Genomic DNA, 16,452 nt, shown 5'->3' on the forward strand with positions numbered 1-16,452 from the left:
TATCGGCCAGAGCTCGATAAGGTCTTAGCTTCAGCATCATTGCATATACCTCTATGGTGGTAGTTAATGAATAGTGACAAAGAATTGATTTTCAAAACTTGATCTGAGTCAAAGCCTTATCGTATTTCTTTCCTAAGATGATGGGTATTAGCATCTATGGGAGAGTGAGATGAGTCGACTTTTAAACAGGCTACGCTTCTTTAAGGCAAAGTCGGAAGGTTTTTCAGGAGAACATGGGGTCACAACAGATGAAGATCGTGTTTGGGAAGATGGATATCGTCGTCGTTGGCAGCATGATAAAATTGTGCGCTCGACTCATGGTGTCAATTGCACGGGATCATGCAGTTGGAAGATTTATGTCAAAGATGGATTAGTGACTTGGGAGACCCAGCAAACAGACTACCCAAGAACGCGTCCTGACTTACCTAATCATGAGCCACGGGGCTGTCCGCGAGGTGCTTCTTACTCTTGGTATCTCTATAGTGCTAATCGATTAAAGTATCCTAAAGTCCGTAAAAATCTCATAAAGTTATGGCGTGATGCTAAAGTCAACTTTCCCGATCCTGTTGAAGCATGGGCGTCAATCGTTGAAGATGATATTAAAGCTAAATCTTATAAGCAGCAGCGTGGTTTAGGTGGATTTGTCAGAGCGGATTGGCAAGAGGTTAATGAGATAATTGCTGCGTCCAATGTGCATACCGCCAAGCAATATGGCCCCGATCGTATTGTGGGTTTTTCTCCTATTCCTGCAATGTCCATGGTGTCTTATGCCGCAGGTTCTCGTTATTTATCTTTAATTGGTGGTCATTGCCTAAGTTTTTATGACTGGTATTGTGATTTACCACCAGCCTCTCCTCAGGTGTGGGGGGAGCAAACCGATGTGCCTGAATCTGCCGATTGGTATAACTCCAACTATATCCTCGCCTGGGGCTCTAACGTGCCGCAAACTCGCACGCCGGATGCACATTTTTTAACGGAAGTACGCTATAAGGGCACAAAAGTTATCTCCATTTGTTCTGATTATTCAGAGCTGTCAAAGCTTACCGACATCTGGTTATCGCCCAAGCAAGGAACGGATGCGGCTTTAGCAATGGCATTCGGGCATGTGGTATTAAATGAATATCATAAGACGGGTAAGAGTGAATACTTCAATCATTATGTGCGAACCACCAGCGACTTTCCTATGTTGGTCATGCTCGATGAAGAGGAGGGGCGACTAATTCAAGGACGTTTTTTGCGTGCTTCAGACTTATCGAATAACTTAGGACAAGATAATAACCCCGAATGGAAAACCATTGCCCTTGATGAAGTGAGTGGTGAGTTGGTGTCTCCCAATGGCGCCATAGGATATCGTTGGGGAGAGAATAAAGAGGCTCGAGGTAAATGGAATATAGAGCAAAGAGATGGCAGCTCGGGAGAAGAGGTTAAGCTACGACTGAGTTTAAAAGACAATCATGATGATATTACCAATGTGGCATTTCCTTATTTTGCTACTGAGGCCAATGCCCATGAACATGATTATTTCAGCCATACAGAGCACAGCGATATTATCTATCGAAAAGTGCCAGTTAAACGCATTCAGTTGGCCGATGGTACTCAGGCATTAGTGACCACAGTGTATGATTTAACCTTGGCCAATTATGGTGTCGATAATGGTTATGGTTGTGATAATTGTGCCAGCGACTATGAACAAAATTTGCCTTATACCCCCGCTTGGCAAGAAAAAATTACTGGTTGTCGCCCCCAAGATGTGATCCAAGTGGCGAGAGAGTTTGCCGATAATGCCCATAAGACTCAAGGTCGATCGATGATCATTGTGGGTGCAGGATTGAATCATTGGTATCACATGGATATGAGCTATCGCGGCTTGATTAATCTGCTGATGATGTGTGGTTGCATCGGGCAATCAGGTGGCGGTTGGGCGCATTATGTGGGACAAGAAAAACTTAGACCACAAACCGGTTGGCAACCTTTGGCTTTTGGACTCGATTGGCAGCGCCCACCTAGGCACATGAATGGCACCTCATTTTTTTATAATCATTCGAGTCAGTGGCGTTATGAAAAACTGACCATGCAAGAGGTCATCTCGCCGTTAGCCAATAAAGATAAATGGTCCGGATCTATTATCGATTTTAATGTGCGTGCAGAGAAAATGGGTTGGCTACCTTCGGCGCCGCAATTGAATGTTAATCCATTGACCTTAAGTCAACGAGCCGATGCGGCTGGTATGTCGATCAAAGATTACACTGTCGATAAATTAAAATCCGGTGAGATTAAATTTGCTGCCGAAGAGCCGGACAATCCACAAAACTTTCCGCGTAACATGTTTATTTGGCGCTCTAATTTATTTGGTGCATCCGGTAAAGGCCATGAGTATATGTTGCGGCATTTGCTGGGCACTAAGCACGGGATAATGGGGAAAGATTTAGGTGAGTCGGGTGATGATAAACCTCAAGATGTAAAATTTGAATCACAAGCTGCAGAAGGAAAGCTCGATTTAGTGGTCACTCTCGATTTTAGAATGTCGACCACTTGCTTATATTCTGACATCGTCTTACCGACGGCCACTTGGTATGAAAAAGACGATATCAATACCTCCGATATGCACCCCTTCATTCATCCCTTATCCCAAGCTGTGGATCCTGCATGGGAGTCTCGCTCGGACTGGGAGATTTTTAAAGGCATTGCCAAACAATTTTCAGCACTAACCTCGGGTCACTTAGGCAAAGAAAAAGATTTAGTGACAGTGCCCATTTTACATGACACCCCTGCTGAAATGGCGCAGCCATTAGGCGTTAAAGCTTGGTGGAAGGGAGAATGCGATCTTATTCCAGGCAAGACTGCGCCCAATTTTGTCGAGGTGGTGCGCGATTATCCTAATACCTATGCTCGCTTTACGGCATTGGGGCCGTTATTGGATAGTTTAGGCAATGGGGGAAAAGGCATTAATTGGCACACTCAAGATGAGGTGAACTTTCTTGGGCAATTGAACCAATGTCATCACAAGGGGGCTAACGCGGGGCGGCCTAAAATAGAATCGGCTATCGATGCGGCAGAAGTCATTTTATCTCTTGCGCCAGAAACTAACGGTCAAGTGGCGGTAAAGGCGTGGCAAGCGCTGGGCGAAATAACTGGGCGAGATCACACTCATTTAGCGAAACCGAAAGCCGATGAAAAAATTCGTTTTCGTGATATTCAAGCGCAGCCGAGAAAAATCATTTCATCGCCTATTTGGTCAGGATTGGAAGATGAGCATGTGTCTTATAACGCAGGTTACACCAATGTCCATGAGCTTATTCCTTGGCGGACAATCACCGGGCGGCAGCAATTTTATCAAGATCATGAATGGATGCGAGACTTTGGTGAGAACATGTGTTGTTACAAGCCACCGATCAATACCAAAACCGTTCAACCTTTGATGAATAAGAAGCCTAATGGCAATAAAGAAATAGCCCTTAACTGGTTAACACCCCATCAGAAGTGGGGGATCCACAGTACTTATTCAGACAATTTATTAATGCTCACACTGTCACGTGGAGGACCCATAGTCTGGCTATCTGAGGTGGATGCAAAAGTGGCGGGCATTGTCGATAACGATTGGATTGAAATCTTCAATGTGAATGGCGCCATTGTGGCAAGAGCCGTGGTCTCTCAACGGGTGCCAGAAGGCATGAGCATGATGTATCACGCTCAAGAGCGAATCGTCAATATTCCAGGCGCCGAAACCACCCAAACTCGCGGCGGTATTCATAACTCGGTGACTCGAGCGGTAATGAAACCCACCCATATGATTGGCGGCTATGCTCAGCAGTCTTATGGTTTTAATTACTATGGCACCGTGGGTTGTAATCGCGATGAGTTTGTCATTGTACGTAAGATGAACAAGATTGACTGGTTAGATGAAGAAACACAGTCCGGTGCAGAATTGAATGAGTTTAAGGGGTAGAGCGATGAAAGTAAGAGCGCAAATAGGCATGGTACTGAATCTTGATAAATGCATAGGCTGCCACACTTGTTCAGTGACCTGTAAAAATGTGTGGACTTCGCGTGAGGGTGTTGAATATGCTTGGTTTAATAATGTTGAGACAAAGCCCGGAATAGGTTATCCCAAACACTGGGAAGATCAAGATAAATGGAAAGGGGGTTGGACTCGCAATAAAAATGGCAAGTTAGTACCAAAACAAGGGGGGAAACATCGTATTTTGGCGAATATTTTTGCCAATCCCGATTTACCGGAAATTGATGATTACTATGAGCCTTTTGATTTTGATTATCAGCACTTGCATAAGGCGGGAAAGAGTAAACATCAGCCTGTCGCGCGTCCCCGTTCATTAATTTCTGGCCAGCGTATGGAGAAGATTGATTGGGGCCCAAACTGGGAAGATATTCTAGGCAGTGAATTTAGTGCACGTAAAGCCGACAAAAACTTCGAAAACGTTCAAGCGCAGATGTATAGTGAATTTGAGAATACCTTCATGATGTACCTTCCACGTTTGTGTGAACACTGCCTCAATCCAGCTTGTGTAGCCAGTTGCCCCAGTGGCGCCATTTATAAGCGCGATGAAGATGGTATTGTATTGATTGATCAAGAAAAATGCCGAGGCTGGCGCATGTGTGTGTCGGGGTGTCCTTATAAGAAAATTTACTACAACTGGAAAAGTGGTAAGTCAGAGAAATGCATTTTTTGTTATCCCCGTATTGAAGCGGGAGAGCCGACGGTGTGCAGTGAAACTTGTGTGGGCCGTATTCGATATTTAGGCGTGATGTTATATGACGCCGATCGTATCGAAGAAGCGGCCTCAGTACAAAATGAGCAAGACTTGTATCAGGCACAATGTGATATTTTCCTCGATCCCAATGATGAAGCGGTACAAGCTGCGGCATTGAAAGAGGGGATCCCTCAAGCATGGCTCGATGCTGCAGTGAATTCGCCAGTGTATAAGATGGCTATGGAATGGAAGGTGGCCTTACCCTTACACCCTGAATATCGAACCTTACCTATGGTGTGGTATGTACCGCCATTGAGCCCAGTACAAACCGCAGTAACGGCGGGTCATGTTGGCAGTAATGGCGCCATTCCCGATCTCAAATCTTTACGTATTCCAATGCAATATTTGGCGAATTTATTAACCGCTGGTGATGAAAAGCCCGTGATCACGGCTCTTGAGCGCATGTTGGCGATGCGAGCTTATAAACGCGCTGAGCAAGTCGATCAAGTTGAAGACTTAGCGGTACTTGAACAAGTGGGTTTAACGCCTGAGCAAATACAAGAAATGTATCACATTATGGCAATTGCCAATTATGAAGACAGATTTGTGATCCCAACGAGTCATACTCGTTATGCGGACAATGCCTTTGATATGAAATCAGGGTGCGGTTTTAGTTTTGGTGAAGGCTGCAGTGATAATGATGGAGGCGTTAATTTGTTTGGCGGCAAAAGCCAAACACAGCGCGAAGTCATTCCTGTTAAATTTATCGATGCATCGAAATAGGAGTTCAATATGAATGTATTAACCCTGATTTCTCATTTAATCGATTATCCTACGCAAGCCCTTTGCGATGAGCAGTCGCTAATACGGCGTCTTATTCAAGAGGACGATAGCTTAAATACTGTAGATAAAGAAGCGATTGATCAGTTTATTGTTTCGCGTATGCAAATGCCTTTACTTGATTGGCAGTCTGATTATGACGCCTTGTTTGAACGTGGGCGATCACTGTCTTTACTGTTATTTGAACACCTTCACGGTGAGAGTCGTGATCGTGGTCAAGCCATGATTGATTTAATGACACAATATAAGCAGGCAGGATTAGCGATTGGTGTGCGTGAGTTACCGGATCACATTCCTTTATTTTTGGAGTTTTTGTCGACTCAGGGGGAAAAAAATGCACGTTTGTGGCTACAAGATGTGTCGCATATTTTAGCGTTATTGCAAGTGAGGTTAGTAGAGCGGGAGAATGATTATGCTTGTTTGTTTACAGCCTTAGTGAATTTGGCAAAAGCTGAAATCGATTTCAATGATTTAATCAAGCAAGTAAAGGGGGAGGTCAGGGATGATACGCCTGAGGCCATCGATAAAGTGTGGGAAGAGGAAATGGTGACATTTGGCGCCGAGGCAAATAGTACTGCTTGTGGCACATCTAATCATAAACCCAGTGATAATCAAAGGCGAGATCAAGAGGTGCCCATTCACTTAATGGATCCTATTTTGAAAAACACGGACGGCGATTCAATAACAAGTTCGACCAAGAAAAATAACGCAACAAAAACAGCAGGAGGACACTAGTCATGGATTATATTAATACATTATTGTTTGGACTTTATCCTTATATTGCCTTCACTGTGTTCGTGTTGGGTAGTGGGCTGCGTTATGACATAGATCAATATACTTGGAAGACAGGTTCGAGCCAAATGCTTGAGGGTAAAGGGATTAAAAAAGGCAGTGTGGCGTTTCATGTTGGGATTATTGCAGTGCTGGTGGGTCATTTTGTCGGGTTACTGACACCACATCAAGTTTGGGATGCTCTTGGTGTCACTGCGCCTATCAAACAACTCGTTGCTATGGGGGCGGGCGGCTTCTTTGGATTAATTAGTTTATACGGGCTGACGATTTTATTGAAACGGCGTTTAACGAACCCTAGAGTACGAGCCACTAGTACTCGTATGGATATTCTAATTTTAGTGCTTATTTTTGTACAGTTATTACTTGGGCTCATCAGTATTTTATTCTCTTTTGCCCATTTAGATGGTGTGGACATGTATAAGATGATGGGCTGGGCGCAAAATATTGTCACTTTCGATCCTATTGAAGCGGCCGTTTCAATTACTTCAGTAGGCTTGATCTATAAACTCCATATCCTACTCGGGATGACATTATTTTTGTTGTTTCCTTTTAGCCGCTTGGTGCATATATGGAGTGTTCCAGTTGGATATTTTACGCGGCGCTATCAAATTGTGCGTAAGCTTGCTCGTACTAAAGGATGAAGGCTAATGCAAAAGACTAAAACGGAGCCGATGAAAACGAAGCATCGCCTGATATTACCAATATTCGCTTCAATGGTGTGCTGGCGTATCTTCAAACGAAAATAACTTGTTGCAATGACTTATGCAGGCATATTGAGTGCTCTATCCGAGAATCATATTGGATATGGGCAAAAATAGCAATTTCATCCGCATTGATATTTATTTAATAACCATGGTTTATAGTTGCAGTAAAGCCTAGGCTGGAACAGATCCAGTCTAGGCTATCAATCACGAGGGTAACCTTTTGAGATTTTCATTACGTGTTAAAATTGCCCAGTAATGTTTTTCACTATTATTGTATGCTCAATAACACCAGAATATGCAACTTTAATACGCTGTCCTTTAAATAATTTTCGAAAATCAGAAAGTGCCTTAGTCGATGAGACTTTGCTGATATATACTTGCATAATCTTACCTTTCTTAAGCTGAAAATCAAATGAAAGCGTTACTTGGTTCATTTCGTTAGCTTTTATCAATTTTAAGATTGAGCTTTTCTTACTTGCTATAAGCTCTGCAATTTGTTTCTCCGCAAGATCTAATAAGTACTTTTCTGAATCAACGGATGAATTTTTATTCGATATATCAACATCGACTGTCGACTTAGTCATTGGCTCATCTGTTAACGCTTCATTAATTAAATTTTTAGAGCTTTTGATAGTCACCTCGCCAGCCCCAGTAGACGTTGCGGAACTAATAACCTCTTTTTTATTAGCTTTAAGCGCCTGTTTAGGTAATTTATCTTCATTGGTATTAAATAGTGAATCATCAAATAAATCACTCACACTTTCATCAGTTTGAACTGGCTTTGCCATTGGTTTCACCTTAGCTGTGGCCACAGCTTTAGGTTGAGCCTTAGGTTTGGGCTTAGGTTTAGGCTTAGGTTTAGGCTTAGGTTTAGGTTTAGGTTTAGGCTTAGGCTTAGGCTTGATTTCGGGTCTTACCTCAGGCTTAGGTTTGGGAATGACTACTAACTTAAGATGAGTTTTCTGAACTGGTTTCTTTTTTATTTCAGGCACTTTATATTGCGCAACACTATAAAAAAAAATACATAAGATCAATCCTAAGGCTATTAGTAAACATAATAAGAGAACATTTTCACGATCTTCACTCTGTATTTGCATCTATGTTAATCTCTTTTACAATTTTATATCACTGTTGACTGACGATTAAAAACACACCATTAAAGCCAATCTCATAGCCCATATTGACAAACTGGTTTATAAACGGGTAACTCATTGCTTTAGGTGCTTCTATTGCCAAAGCCGGACATTGAGTTTCATTGCAGAGATTCTGAAAGTGTTCTTTTATAACAGTTAACCCCATTGTCATGTCCAACTCTTTGTCATTCAAAAAAGCCTTTCTTCTATCAATAACCTCAAGCACTGCAATATTTTTTTTCTTTAGCGAATCCATGTCTTTCATCACGGAAGAGACGGGTAAATCCTTTACATTCTTTATTTGTAGTGCTTGTTCCTCATGGACGTTAAAAATCAGAAAAAAAACAAGCACGGTAAAGATATCCATTAAAGCAACTAAACTTATCCCAGCTTTCTTAGTTGCTCGCTCAGGTTTAATCGTAAACTGATTAGTGTTTAACATGTTTATAAACCTTCCTTTACTGATAGTGAAATTGAACTGAACTTATCACCATGTTGATTCAACATATCCAACAAATTCACTATGGTTTGATAAGAATGATCCGATTCTATATCCAGTACGATAGAAGGTTTTGCTTTTTGATTTTCAAGTAGGTTTAATAACTGATGTTCAATAGCATCCTTATCTTCTATACCCACCTCGAATAATATGCGACTATTTTGTTGTAAAAGTGCTTTATCTTTTTTTACCAATAAGCGATACAAAATCATTTTCTTGTCAGTATTTGATTTTTGTTTGGTCACATTTTGAGGTGGTGTATTATTACTGATATCGTAATTAGCCAGTAAAGTGAACTTCAAACTAATTAACAGCACTGGAATAAGCACTATCATCAGGCTCATAAAAGGTGTGATGTCCAACTCTTCTGGCTCTTTACTCCCTGGGATTGCACGTCCAAATAATGACTTTAGTTTCATTGGTCATACCTTAAATATTATGCTGAGCAGAATAAAGTCTATTAATCACCGTTGCGCAGCCAACTTGAAGATGTTCCAGTGTTTTATTCGAAAGATTATCAACAAAAAGGAAAACTAATAATAAGGGAATAGCCACCATCAGACCAAAGGCTGTCGTGTTCATCGCAATAGAAACTGATGCCGATAACATCGCTGATTTATCTTCCGCAGCCGCTTCTGCAACAGAAGCAAAGCTTTGAATAAGACCAAAAATAGTCCCAAGCAGTCCTAATAATGTGGCCACATTAGCCAAAGTGGATATCACTGTTGTGCGTCGCGTTAATCGACGCAGTGAATGAACAGCTTTAATTCCAACCAATTCTTCAAACTCTTCTTTAGACACAGGGTGAGACTGATAAGATTTAACTGCTTCAGACAAAGTCGATGATAATAAAGACTTTCCTCCCTCTAACGACTTTAAGGCTTCCCCTTTATTATTACTCATTTTTTTCTCAAATACACCTGTCGATTCTGTAATTTGTTGACTATGCATTATCAATGAAATAAGCCTTTCAATAACAACGCCGACCCCCACAGCTCCAATTATTGCAATTGGATACATGAATACGCCGCCATCTTTAAAGAAAGTCATAAAAGTATCAATCATTGTTTTCCCACCTAATTTTACTGTTAATGAAGTTAATTAAAATAGGATCCGATTTATCATGGATCTCTATTAATTTATTTACGGGTAAATAACTTTTAATGTCATTATCCATAGAAAGCGCACCTGAAAAGAAAACAGTCTGATTAATATTGTCTTTTTCTTTAGGGGACTCTATCGACTTTTTCTGATCCTGATTAGCAAAAACACTCAGACTAAATACCAATGCCAAAAGTAGAATAAATCTCTTCATAAATTATCCTTTAACAATGCTTGCCAATATTTTTTCTGTTCATCTGACGCATTACCATTAAGTAAACTGGGTGAGTTCAGCTTTTCAAAAGCACCAATTGTTATGAGTGAAAAAATATACTCTTGTATAAGAGGATCACTTTTATGTTCATTACAATGCTCAAAAGTCGCGATATATTGATAAGGTGCACTTTTAGCATCAATCTGCTCAACGGTGTCTATGCACGACTTTTTTTCAGTGGGTGTGCTTTCTGGCGACAAAGAAGAAGATGAGCTGCAACTACTCAAGGTACTAACAAAAAGACAGGTATATAACAGTGCTTTTCTCATGACGTTTTACCTTTTTCCAATTGTAGCTGAAGCTGAAGCTGAAACTGAAACGCTTTCAATATCCTGATATCATAAATATCCTGCTGTTTTTCAGATATAATTTGCTGATAAATAACCTTCAGTTTTTGCCTAAATTTTGTCACTTGTTTATTTAAAGTTATGCTCAGTTTTGTATTTTCAGTTTGTTGTGAAAGGGCGTTTAACTGTTGAGAGAGCAATATGGTCGACTCCATCTCCAAATATAACTTCGTCGTTTCATTGGCCCTTTTCATTGGTCTACTGAGTGCTTTCATCACTGTTTTATAATGGGCTAAAAGAGACTTAACTTGGGCAATGACTTTTCTATTCGAAAGCTGAAATCCTGGCGCCAAGGTGCTCTCAATTTTCTGTAACTTAAACAGGTAATTGATAGATGAATAGCGAGTTCGAAGTGAAGATAAACCTTGCCGATCTTTTGTTGGTATGTCGTTATAATAACTGTCTAAATATCGAATCGCTTTCACTTCTGTAAAGCTATCCACTGATTTATTAAACGTTAATCCTTTGACTATATATGTAATCGCTTTCTGATGATTATCATCTTCAGCGTAAAGCCAAGCCAACTCAAAAGCATGTTTGTTCTCAGACTTCAACAAACGCGTTTTTAATGCTTCTCTATTACCACTATTACGTAAATCAGCCAGAACCATTTCATTCACTACGTCAATCTGTGCTTTTGTCATCCACCCTTGGGTTATTGCGCTATCCACTTTATTTAAGTCAACAGACTTTGCACTGTTTTCAATTAAGATCTTTGTTGCATCAAAAACCATATCTCCATCTTTTGACTGCATAGATAATGCTATAACATTAGGTATATCATTATGTTGCTTTGCATATAAATATCGAACCTGAAGCTGCTCTTTCACCAATGCACTTTTTAACTTATTCGGGAGTTTGATAGCATTCCATTCAATGTCTTTAAAGCACGAATACGCCTTATTTAATTGATTGTTATTTACAAAATAATCCCCTTTCAACGCTCTAACGAGTTGAAGCGATTGAACATCACTACACTTGTCAATGAAAGGTAAATAAGCAGAAGCCATATAAACATCCATATCATCTGGCATTGGTATAGAAAAATATCCTTTCAATAATAATTCTTGAATTTGAGGAGAAAGACGCTTTTTATCAAATTTTGAAACAATAATGGACTTATTTTTCATCAAAACGGCTAATTCAGTAATATCTGAAAAATAAGACAAGTCCTTATTTTCTTTACTTAACATTATTCGATTTTTAAGATACACTTCACGTGATTTAACATCTATTTTTGCAGCTTGAGATTGAGCCAATAAATAAGGTTCAATATATGCAAATGATAATGAATTATATCCACTTAACTCATAGCGCAAGCGAACTAACGTATTGGTGCTATTATTCACTAAAGTGATATCTTTTAATGTCACGGGATTAGTATCATTGAAGGTTTTTAAATAACTTTCTATAGACTCTACTTCTTCCAGATATAATTTGTGTTTGTGAGCAAAGTTCATATTAAACGCTAAATGTTCACGCTTACTTTCTACAGTCAAAGATTTTGAGGTCATAAACTTATACTCTGCATAAGCTTGCCTATAACTATTGAAAGAAAGGTAAATTTTGATCACTTCATTAGAAAACGTTTGTTGCATCTGCATTGGAATTGCTAAATTGACTCTTGCAATGTGCCCCAAAAATAAAAATTCTTTTCCGAATTTAATCAGCGACTTTTCATTTTTTGACCACTGTGATGCTGGAATTTTATTGTAACTGAATAATGCTTCATCATATCGACCTAACATCATCAATGTTCTGATTTTAGCAAGTTGATATTCATCAGTTCCTGTGCCAATAAGACGCAGCGCTTCTTCATAGCGACCGCTTATAATAAGCGCATTGATTTTTGTACGTTTAAGAATTGGAGTAAATGAAGCCATTCGCTTCTGTTCTAACAATAAATCTATATTTTTTATAAAAGTATCAATATTGTCCTTTGAAATCGTTTTTTCTTGATGAATAATGATATTCACCAGTCGATCAGCTGGAATATCTTTACGTGAAAACCACTCTGATTGAGGCTCTTTTTTTCCTTCTAATACACTTTTATATTCTGTATATAAAACAGGACTATCCTGTGAAAATACTTGAAAAGAAAGTAATGATAAGAATATAGATAAAAGTAATCTATTGTTATTTTTTTTCATTACTCTCTCCCACACTTTGAAAATAATGTATTAAACTTTTTTCTAATTTAATATCTTTTGATAGAGATGCTTCAATGGCTTTTGTGGCCCGCTCTATATTTTCAGACTGAATTTTCAGCTGCTTATTCAAATGAATAAGTTCTGCACTTACTTTAAACTGACTTAATTGTTTTGTTATTTTTTTCTCTCGAGTATTTTCAAGAGAAAAAGCATGAATGTACTTATATTGCTTGTACTTGTATTGCAATTCAATACTAGAGAATTTGTTCGGTATATCTATCGTGCCATTATTAATCGCTTTATAAAGTACCTCACGCTCATGGAGATCGGACTTGAGTTCACTTACCGCGCCTTTAATTTCTTCACTCGTTAAAATTTTACCTTGTGAAGATTTAATATAAAGATCACGAATATAATCAAAATTGAACCCTTTTTCATCCGCTGTGATATAGCGATGATTCTCATCATTAAGTAGAGGACTTAATTCAAATGCCTTTTCATTAAAAAGTTCATTAGGTATGTATCCATCATATTTAAGCCATACTTCATCACCAGCAGCCATCACTTGAATAGGGAACATCATAATGCACAAACACATCATTATAAATTGATTAATAAGCTTGCACATTTAACTTTTCTCCAAACAATGTCTTTTCTACTTGTATAAAAAAGCTCATCCCTTGTGACTGATAAAGCGTTAATTGCACACTATCTTTAAGAGAAACATTTTGACCCGATGGCGATATAGCATCTATTTTTATTTTGACGTTATACTCACCTTTAGGAAACATAAAAGCCGTTTTCGCATAATTATTTTTTAACGGTAAACTCGTTTCAATTCCATTAACGATGAATGTAATTTTTTTATAAACTAATGAATCATATTCATCAATATAAAGCTCTGAACTTGTTTTACTCAAGCCATATGAATCGATAACCGCTGAACTTGCTTGTGTATTTCTCAAACTTTGAGCACGAAGTGCTTTAATGGTGTCATCAATATCCTCATCACTGAGAATAGGAACTTTAGGCGTCAACTTTGCTTGATTAGCACCAAACATTTTCACAAAACCAAACATCAAACTTGTATCATTAACTCCAGCGCCTCCTATCCCGCTGGTATACTGAACCCCTAATCTAAACGTAAAATCATTTGTCAGCTTATATGTAACACCAGTATTAATAAAAGGAGCTAGCCCCGTTTTAGTGTAATTGAGTAAGTAACCATCATATTTACTGCTCCAAAAAACGCCACCAACTTTAGAATATAAAGATAAATTATAAGGGAGTTCGTAATCAAATTTGGCAGCAAAATTGAAGCCTTGTACAGCTGATGAACCTTGACCATTATTATAAGTTTTAGGCCAATAAATGATGAAACCACTTTCAGCAGATAACCAAGGAGAAATGTTGTACCCTAAAGAAAGTTGATTTACTCCATTCATCGAATCACAGCTCCCTTGAATGCCAAGACAACCACTATCACCCTTTGAAACCCCAGCATCTAAACCAATATAAAAATCATCAGCTTGTTGAGCATGAATAGCGACAGAGAATAGAAGCAACAATGCAACATAAATAACCTTCTTCAACGAAGTAATATTTACACCTAAAAAATGCTTACTGTGGGTCATTATTTTTTTTATTAATATGTTATTTTCTATCATTATATTACTCATCTACTAACAAACCCTTCACTGTTTCGTTTTCAAAAAACTGTATTTTCTACACTTTTATCAGCGACGTTTACCGCAGACGTATAGCTTTAATACCAGTTGGTAAAGTCGCTGATATCTCCCTTATTAAACGTTACACTTACAGGGATAATTTGAATGAAAATCACCCCCTCAACCTCATGAATTACAACATTTTACACCTTGATTTTTAAGGGTTGTTGTAGATTGTAACGTCATTAGATTGGATCTTTTCCTTTAAAGCATAAATAACTATTACTACATTATTAGTGCTTGCTGAATATAGCTCGCCACTACTGGTTATATATATATTACTTGGATTGTCGCTGTCCGAACCCCATGTCATGTTTTGGGTTAAATTGGCCGTGCTACCGTCACTGTATGTACCAATTACGGTTAATTGTATCGAAGAGCCCCCCCAGTAATAGACACTGCCGTTTTCAGGAGTAACATACATGGAAATTAACACGGCAGCATTGACGACAACACCGCTACTACTGCTAATACTATCTAGGGTGGCAGACACTGTTGTGCTACCAACCTCCTCTCCGGTAAGTAGACCGGTGCTGGTCACCGCTGCCGTCGACATGTCATCAGAAACCCAGCTCACAGCGCTGGTTATATCGGCTGTGGTACCGTCACTGTATGTGCCTGTGGCGGTTAATTGCTGAGTATTGCCCTTATTGAGCGTGATACTTGCAGGGGTGATTTGAATGGACGTTAGTACGGCATCATTGACGACAACACTGCTGTCATTACTGCTAATGCTATCGAGAGTGGCAGACACTGTTGTGCTACCCGTCGCCTCTCCTGTGAGCAAGCCAGTGGGGGTCACTGTTGCCACTGACATATCATCTGAATGCCAGCTAACTAAGCTGGTAATATCCGCTGAGGTGCCGTCACTGTAAGTGCCTGTGGTGGTTAATTGCTGAGTATTCCCCTTATTGAGCGTAACACTTTCAGGGGTAATTTGAATGGACGTTAGCACGGCATCATTGACGACAACACTGCTGTCATTACTGCTAATGCTATCGAGAGTGGCAGACACTGTTGTGCTACCCGTAGCCTCTCCAGTTAGCAGGCCCGCGGTGGTCACCGTTGCCACCGACGTGTCATCTGAAAGCCAGCTAACAGAGCTGGTGATATCCGCTGTGGTGCCGTCACTGTAGGTGCCTGTAGCGGTTAATTGCTGAGTATTTCCTTTGCTGAGCGTGACACTAGCTGGGGTGATTTGAATGGCAGTCAGTGTGGCTGTACTAACCGTCACGCTGCTGTCATTACTGCTAATGCTATCGAGAGTGGCAGAGACTACTGTACTACCCACCGCCTCTGCAGTCAGCAGGCCTGCGGTGGTCACTGTTGCCGTCGACATATCATCTGAAAGCCAGTTAACAGAGCTGGTGATATCCGCTGAGGTGCCGTCACTGTAGGTGCCTGTGGCGGTTAATTGCTGAGTATTTCCCTTATTGAGAGCAATACTTGCAGGGGTGATTTGAATGGCAGTCAGTGTGGCGTCACTGACAGTCACGCTGCTGTCATTACTGCTAATGTTATCTAAGATGGCAGTCACTGTTGCACTACCCGTAGTCACTGCAGTCAGCAGGCCCGCGGTGGTCACCGTTGCCACCGACGTGTCATCTGAAAGCCAGCTAACAGAGCTGGTGATATCCGCTGTGGTGCCGTCACTGTAGGTGCCTGTAGCGGTTAATTGCTGAGTATTTCCTTTGCTGAGCGTGACACTAGCTGGGGTGATTTGAATGGCAGTCAGTGTGGCTGTACTAACCGTCACGCTGCTGTCATTACTGCTAATGCTATCGAGAGTGGCAGAGACTACTGTACTACCCACCGCCTCTGCAGTCAGCAGGCCTGCGGTGGTCACTGTTGCCGTCGACATATCATCTGAAAGCCAGTTAACAGAGCTGGTGATATCCGCTGAGGTGCCGTCACTGTAGGTGCCTGTGGCGGTTAATTGCTGAGTATTTCCCTTATTGAGAGCAATACTTGCAGGGGTGATTTGAATATCCGTCAGGCCGGCATCACTGATGGTCACGCTGCTGTCATTACTGCTAATGTTATCTAGGATGGCAGTCACTGTTGCACTACCCGTAGTCACTGCAGTCAGCAGGCCCGCGGTGGTCACCGTTACCACCGACGTATCATCTGAAAGCCAGCTAACAGAGCTGGTGATATCGGCTGTGGAGCCGTCACT

At 40.3% G+C, this 16,452-nt stretch carries 14 protein-coding genes; 4 read left to right on the plus strand and 10 right to left on the minus strand.

Features of this window, described 5'->3' with window-relative positions:
* Window positions 1–169 precede the first annotated feature (169 nt).
* The 4 genes from Q0779_RS07405 to narI are packed head-to-tail and all read left to right on the plus strand — an operon-like array spanning window position 170 to window position 6,982.
* The gene (locus Q0779_RS07405) at window positions 170–3,946 is read left to right on the plus strand and encodes a nitrate reductase subunit alpha (RefSeq protein ID WP_298771129.1); all 3,777 of its coding nucleotides are present in this window, start codon (window positions 170–172) and stop codon (window positions 3,944–3,946) included.
* 4 nt (window positions 3,947–3,950) lie between these two features.
* Complete coding sequence (gene narH / locus Q0779_RS07410) at window positions 3,951–5,492, plus strand: nitrate reductase subunit beta (RefSeq protein WP_298771132.1); 1,542 nt, start codon at window positions 3,951–3,953, stop codon at window positions 5,490–5,492.
* A 9-nt stretch (window positions 5,493–5,501) separates the two neighbouring features.
* The gene (narJ, locus tag Q0779_RS07415) at window positions 5,502–6,284 is read left to right on the plus strand and encodes a nitrate reductase molybdenum cofactor assembly chaperone (RefSeq protein ID WP_298771134.1); all 783 of its coding nucleotides are present in this window, start codon (window positions 5,502–5,504) and stop codon (window positions 6,282–6,284) included.
* Between the two features lie 2 nt (window positions 6,285–6,286).
* Window positions 6,287–6,982, plus strand: coding sequence for a respiratory nitrate reductase subunit gamma (gene narI / locus Q0779_RS07420; protein ID WP_298771136.1), 696 nt, complete (start codon window positions 6,287–6,289; stop codon window positions 6,980–6,982).
* Between the two features lie 302 nt (window positions 6,983–7,284).
* Here the strand turns inward: narI and Q0779_RS07425 are convergent, their stop codons facing one another.
* The 10 genes from Q0779_RS07425 to Q0779_RS07470 form a co-directional block, all read right to left on the minus strand.
* Window positions 7,285–8,142: a hypothetical protein gene (locus Q0779_RS07425; RefSeq protein WP_298771138.1), complete on the minus strand. Its 858-nt coding sequence runs from the start codon at window positions 8,140–8,142 to the stop codon at window positions 7,285–7,287.
* 28 nt (window positions 8,143–8,170) lie between these two features.
* Complete coding sequence (locus Q0779_RS07430) at window positions 8,171–8,620, minus strand: biopolymer transporter ExbD (RefSeq protein WP_298771140.1); 450 nt, start codon at window positions 8,618–8,620, stop codon at window positions 8,171–8,173.
* Window positions 8,621–8,622: 2 nt separating this feature from the next.
* Window positions 8,623–9,096, minus strand: a complete 474-nt coding sequence (locus tag Q0779_RS07435; RefSeq protein WP_298771142.1) for a biopolymer transporter ExbD — start codon at window positions 9,094–9,096, stop codon at window positions 8,623–8,625.
* A 10-nt stretch (window positions 9,097–9,106) separates the two neighbouring features.
* Window positions 9,107–9,742: a MotA/TolQ/ExbB proton channel family protein gene (locus tag Q0779_RS07440; RefSeq protein WP_298771144.1), complete on the minus strand. Its 636-nt coding sequence runs from the start codon at window positions 9,740–9,742 to the stop codon at window positions 9,107–9,109.
* On the minus strand, window positions 9,735–9,992 hold the full coding sequence (locus Q0779_RS07445; protein WP_298771146.1) for a hypothetical protein: 258 nt from the start codon (window positions 9,990–9,992) through the stop codon (window positions 9,735–9,737). The genes Q0779_RS07440 and Q0779_RS07445 overlap by 8 nt, the downstream gene beginning before the upstream one ends.
* Window positions 9,989–10,321, minus strand: coding sequence for a hypothetical protein (locus Q0779_RS07450; protein WP_298771148.1), 333 nt, complete (start codon window positions 10,319–10,321; stop codon window positions 9,989–9,991). Before Q0779_RS07450 ends, Q0779_RS07445 begins: the two co-directional genes overlap by 4 nt.
* Window positions 10,318–12,549 (minus strand): hypothetical protein, encoded by a 2,232-nt coding sequence (locus Q0779_RS07455; RefSeq protein ID WP_298771150.1) that lies wholly within the window; start codon window positions 12,547–12,549, stop codon window positions 10,318–10,320. Before Q0779_RS07455 ends, Q0779_RS07450 begins: the two co-directional genes overlap by 4 nt.
* Window positions 12,536–13,129, minus strand: coding sequence for a hypothetical protein (locus tag Q0779_RS07460; RefSeq protein ID WP_298771152.1), 594 nt, complete (start codon window positions 13,127–13,129; stop codon window positions 12,536–12,538). Before Q0779_RS07460 ends, Q0779_RS07455 begins: the two co-directional genes overlap by 14 nt.
* Before the next feature lie 31 nt (window positions 13,130–13,160).
* Window positions 13,161–14,216 (minus strand): outer membrane beta-barrel protein, encoded by a 1,056-nt coding sequence (locus Q0779_RS07465; RefSeq protein ID WP_298771154.1) that lies wholly within the window; start codon window positions 14,214–14,216, stop codon window positions 13,161–13,163.
* 217 nt (window positions 14,217–14,433) lie between these two features.
* Window positions 14,434–16,452 (minus strand): Ig-like domain-containing protein (locus Q0779_RS07470; protein ID WP_298771156.1); only part of this gene is annotated, 2,019 nt, incomplete at its 5' end.

This window comes from uncultured Shewanella sp. (assembly GCF_947491715.1).
Lineage (GTDB): Bacteria > Pseudomonadota > Gammaproteobacteria > Enterobacterales > Shewanellaceae > Shewanella.

Bases quoted from the DNA above. Each gene is read 5' to 3' on its own strand.
- narH (WP_298771132.1), top strand. From the start codon at position 3,951: ATGAAAGTAAGAGCGCAAATAGGCATGGTACTGAATCTTGATAAATGC.
- Q0779_RS07450 (WP_298771148.1), bottom strand. From the start codon at position 10,321: ATGAGAAAAGCACTGTTATATACCTGTCTTTTTGTTAGTACCTTGAGT.
- Q0779_RS07435 (WP_298771142.1), bottom strand. From the start codon at position 9,096: ATGAAACTAAAGTCATTATTTGGACGTGCAATCCCAGGGAGTAAAGAG.
- Q0779_RS07430 (WP_298771140.1), bottom strand. From the start codon at position 8,620: ATGTTAAACACTAATCAGTTTACGATTAAACCTGAGCGAGCAACTAAG.
- Q0779_RS07455 (WP_298771150.1), bottom strand. From the start codon at position 12,549: ATGAAAAAAAATAACAATAGATTACTTTTATCTATATTCTTATCATTA.
- narI (WP_298771136.1), top strand. From the start codon at position 6,287: ATGGATTATATTAATACATTATTGTTTGGACTTTATCCTTATATTGCC.
- Q0779_RS07460 (WP_298771152.1), bottom strand. From the start codon at position 13,129: ATGTTCCCTATTCAAGTGATGGCTGCTGGTGATGAAGTATGGCTTAAA.
- narJ (WP_298771134.1), top strand. From the start codon at position 5,502: ATGAATGTATTAACCCTGATTTCTCATTTAATCGATTATCCTACGCAA.
- Q0779_RS07440 (WP_298771144.1), bottom strand. From the start codon at position 9,742: ATGATTGATACTTTTATGACTTTCTTTAAAGATGGCGGCGTATTCATG.
- Q0779_RS07405 (WP_298771129.1), top strand. From the start codon at position 170: ATGAGTCGACTTTTAAACAGGCTACGCTTCTTTAAGGCAAAGTCGGAA.
- Q0779_RS07425 (WP_298771138.1), bottom strand. From the start codon at position 8,142: ATGCAAATACAGAGTGAAGATCGTGAAAATGTTCTCTTATTATGTTTA.
- Q0779_RS07465 (WP_298771154.1), bottom strand. From the start codon at position 14,216: ATGATAGAAAATAACATATTAATAAAAAAAATAATGACCCACAGTAAG.
- Q0779_RS07445 (WP_298771146.1), bottom strand. From the start codon at position 9,992: ATGAAGAGATTTATTCTACTTTTGGCATTGGTATTTAGTCTGAGTGTT.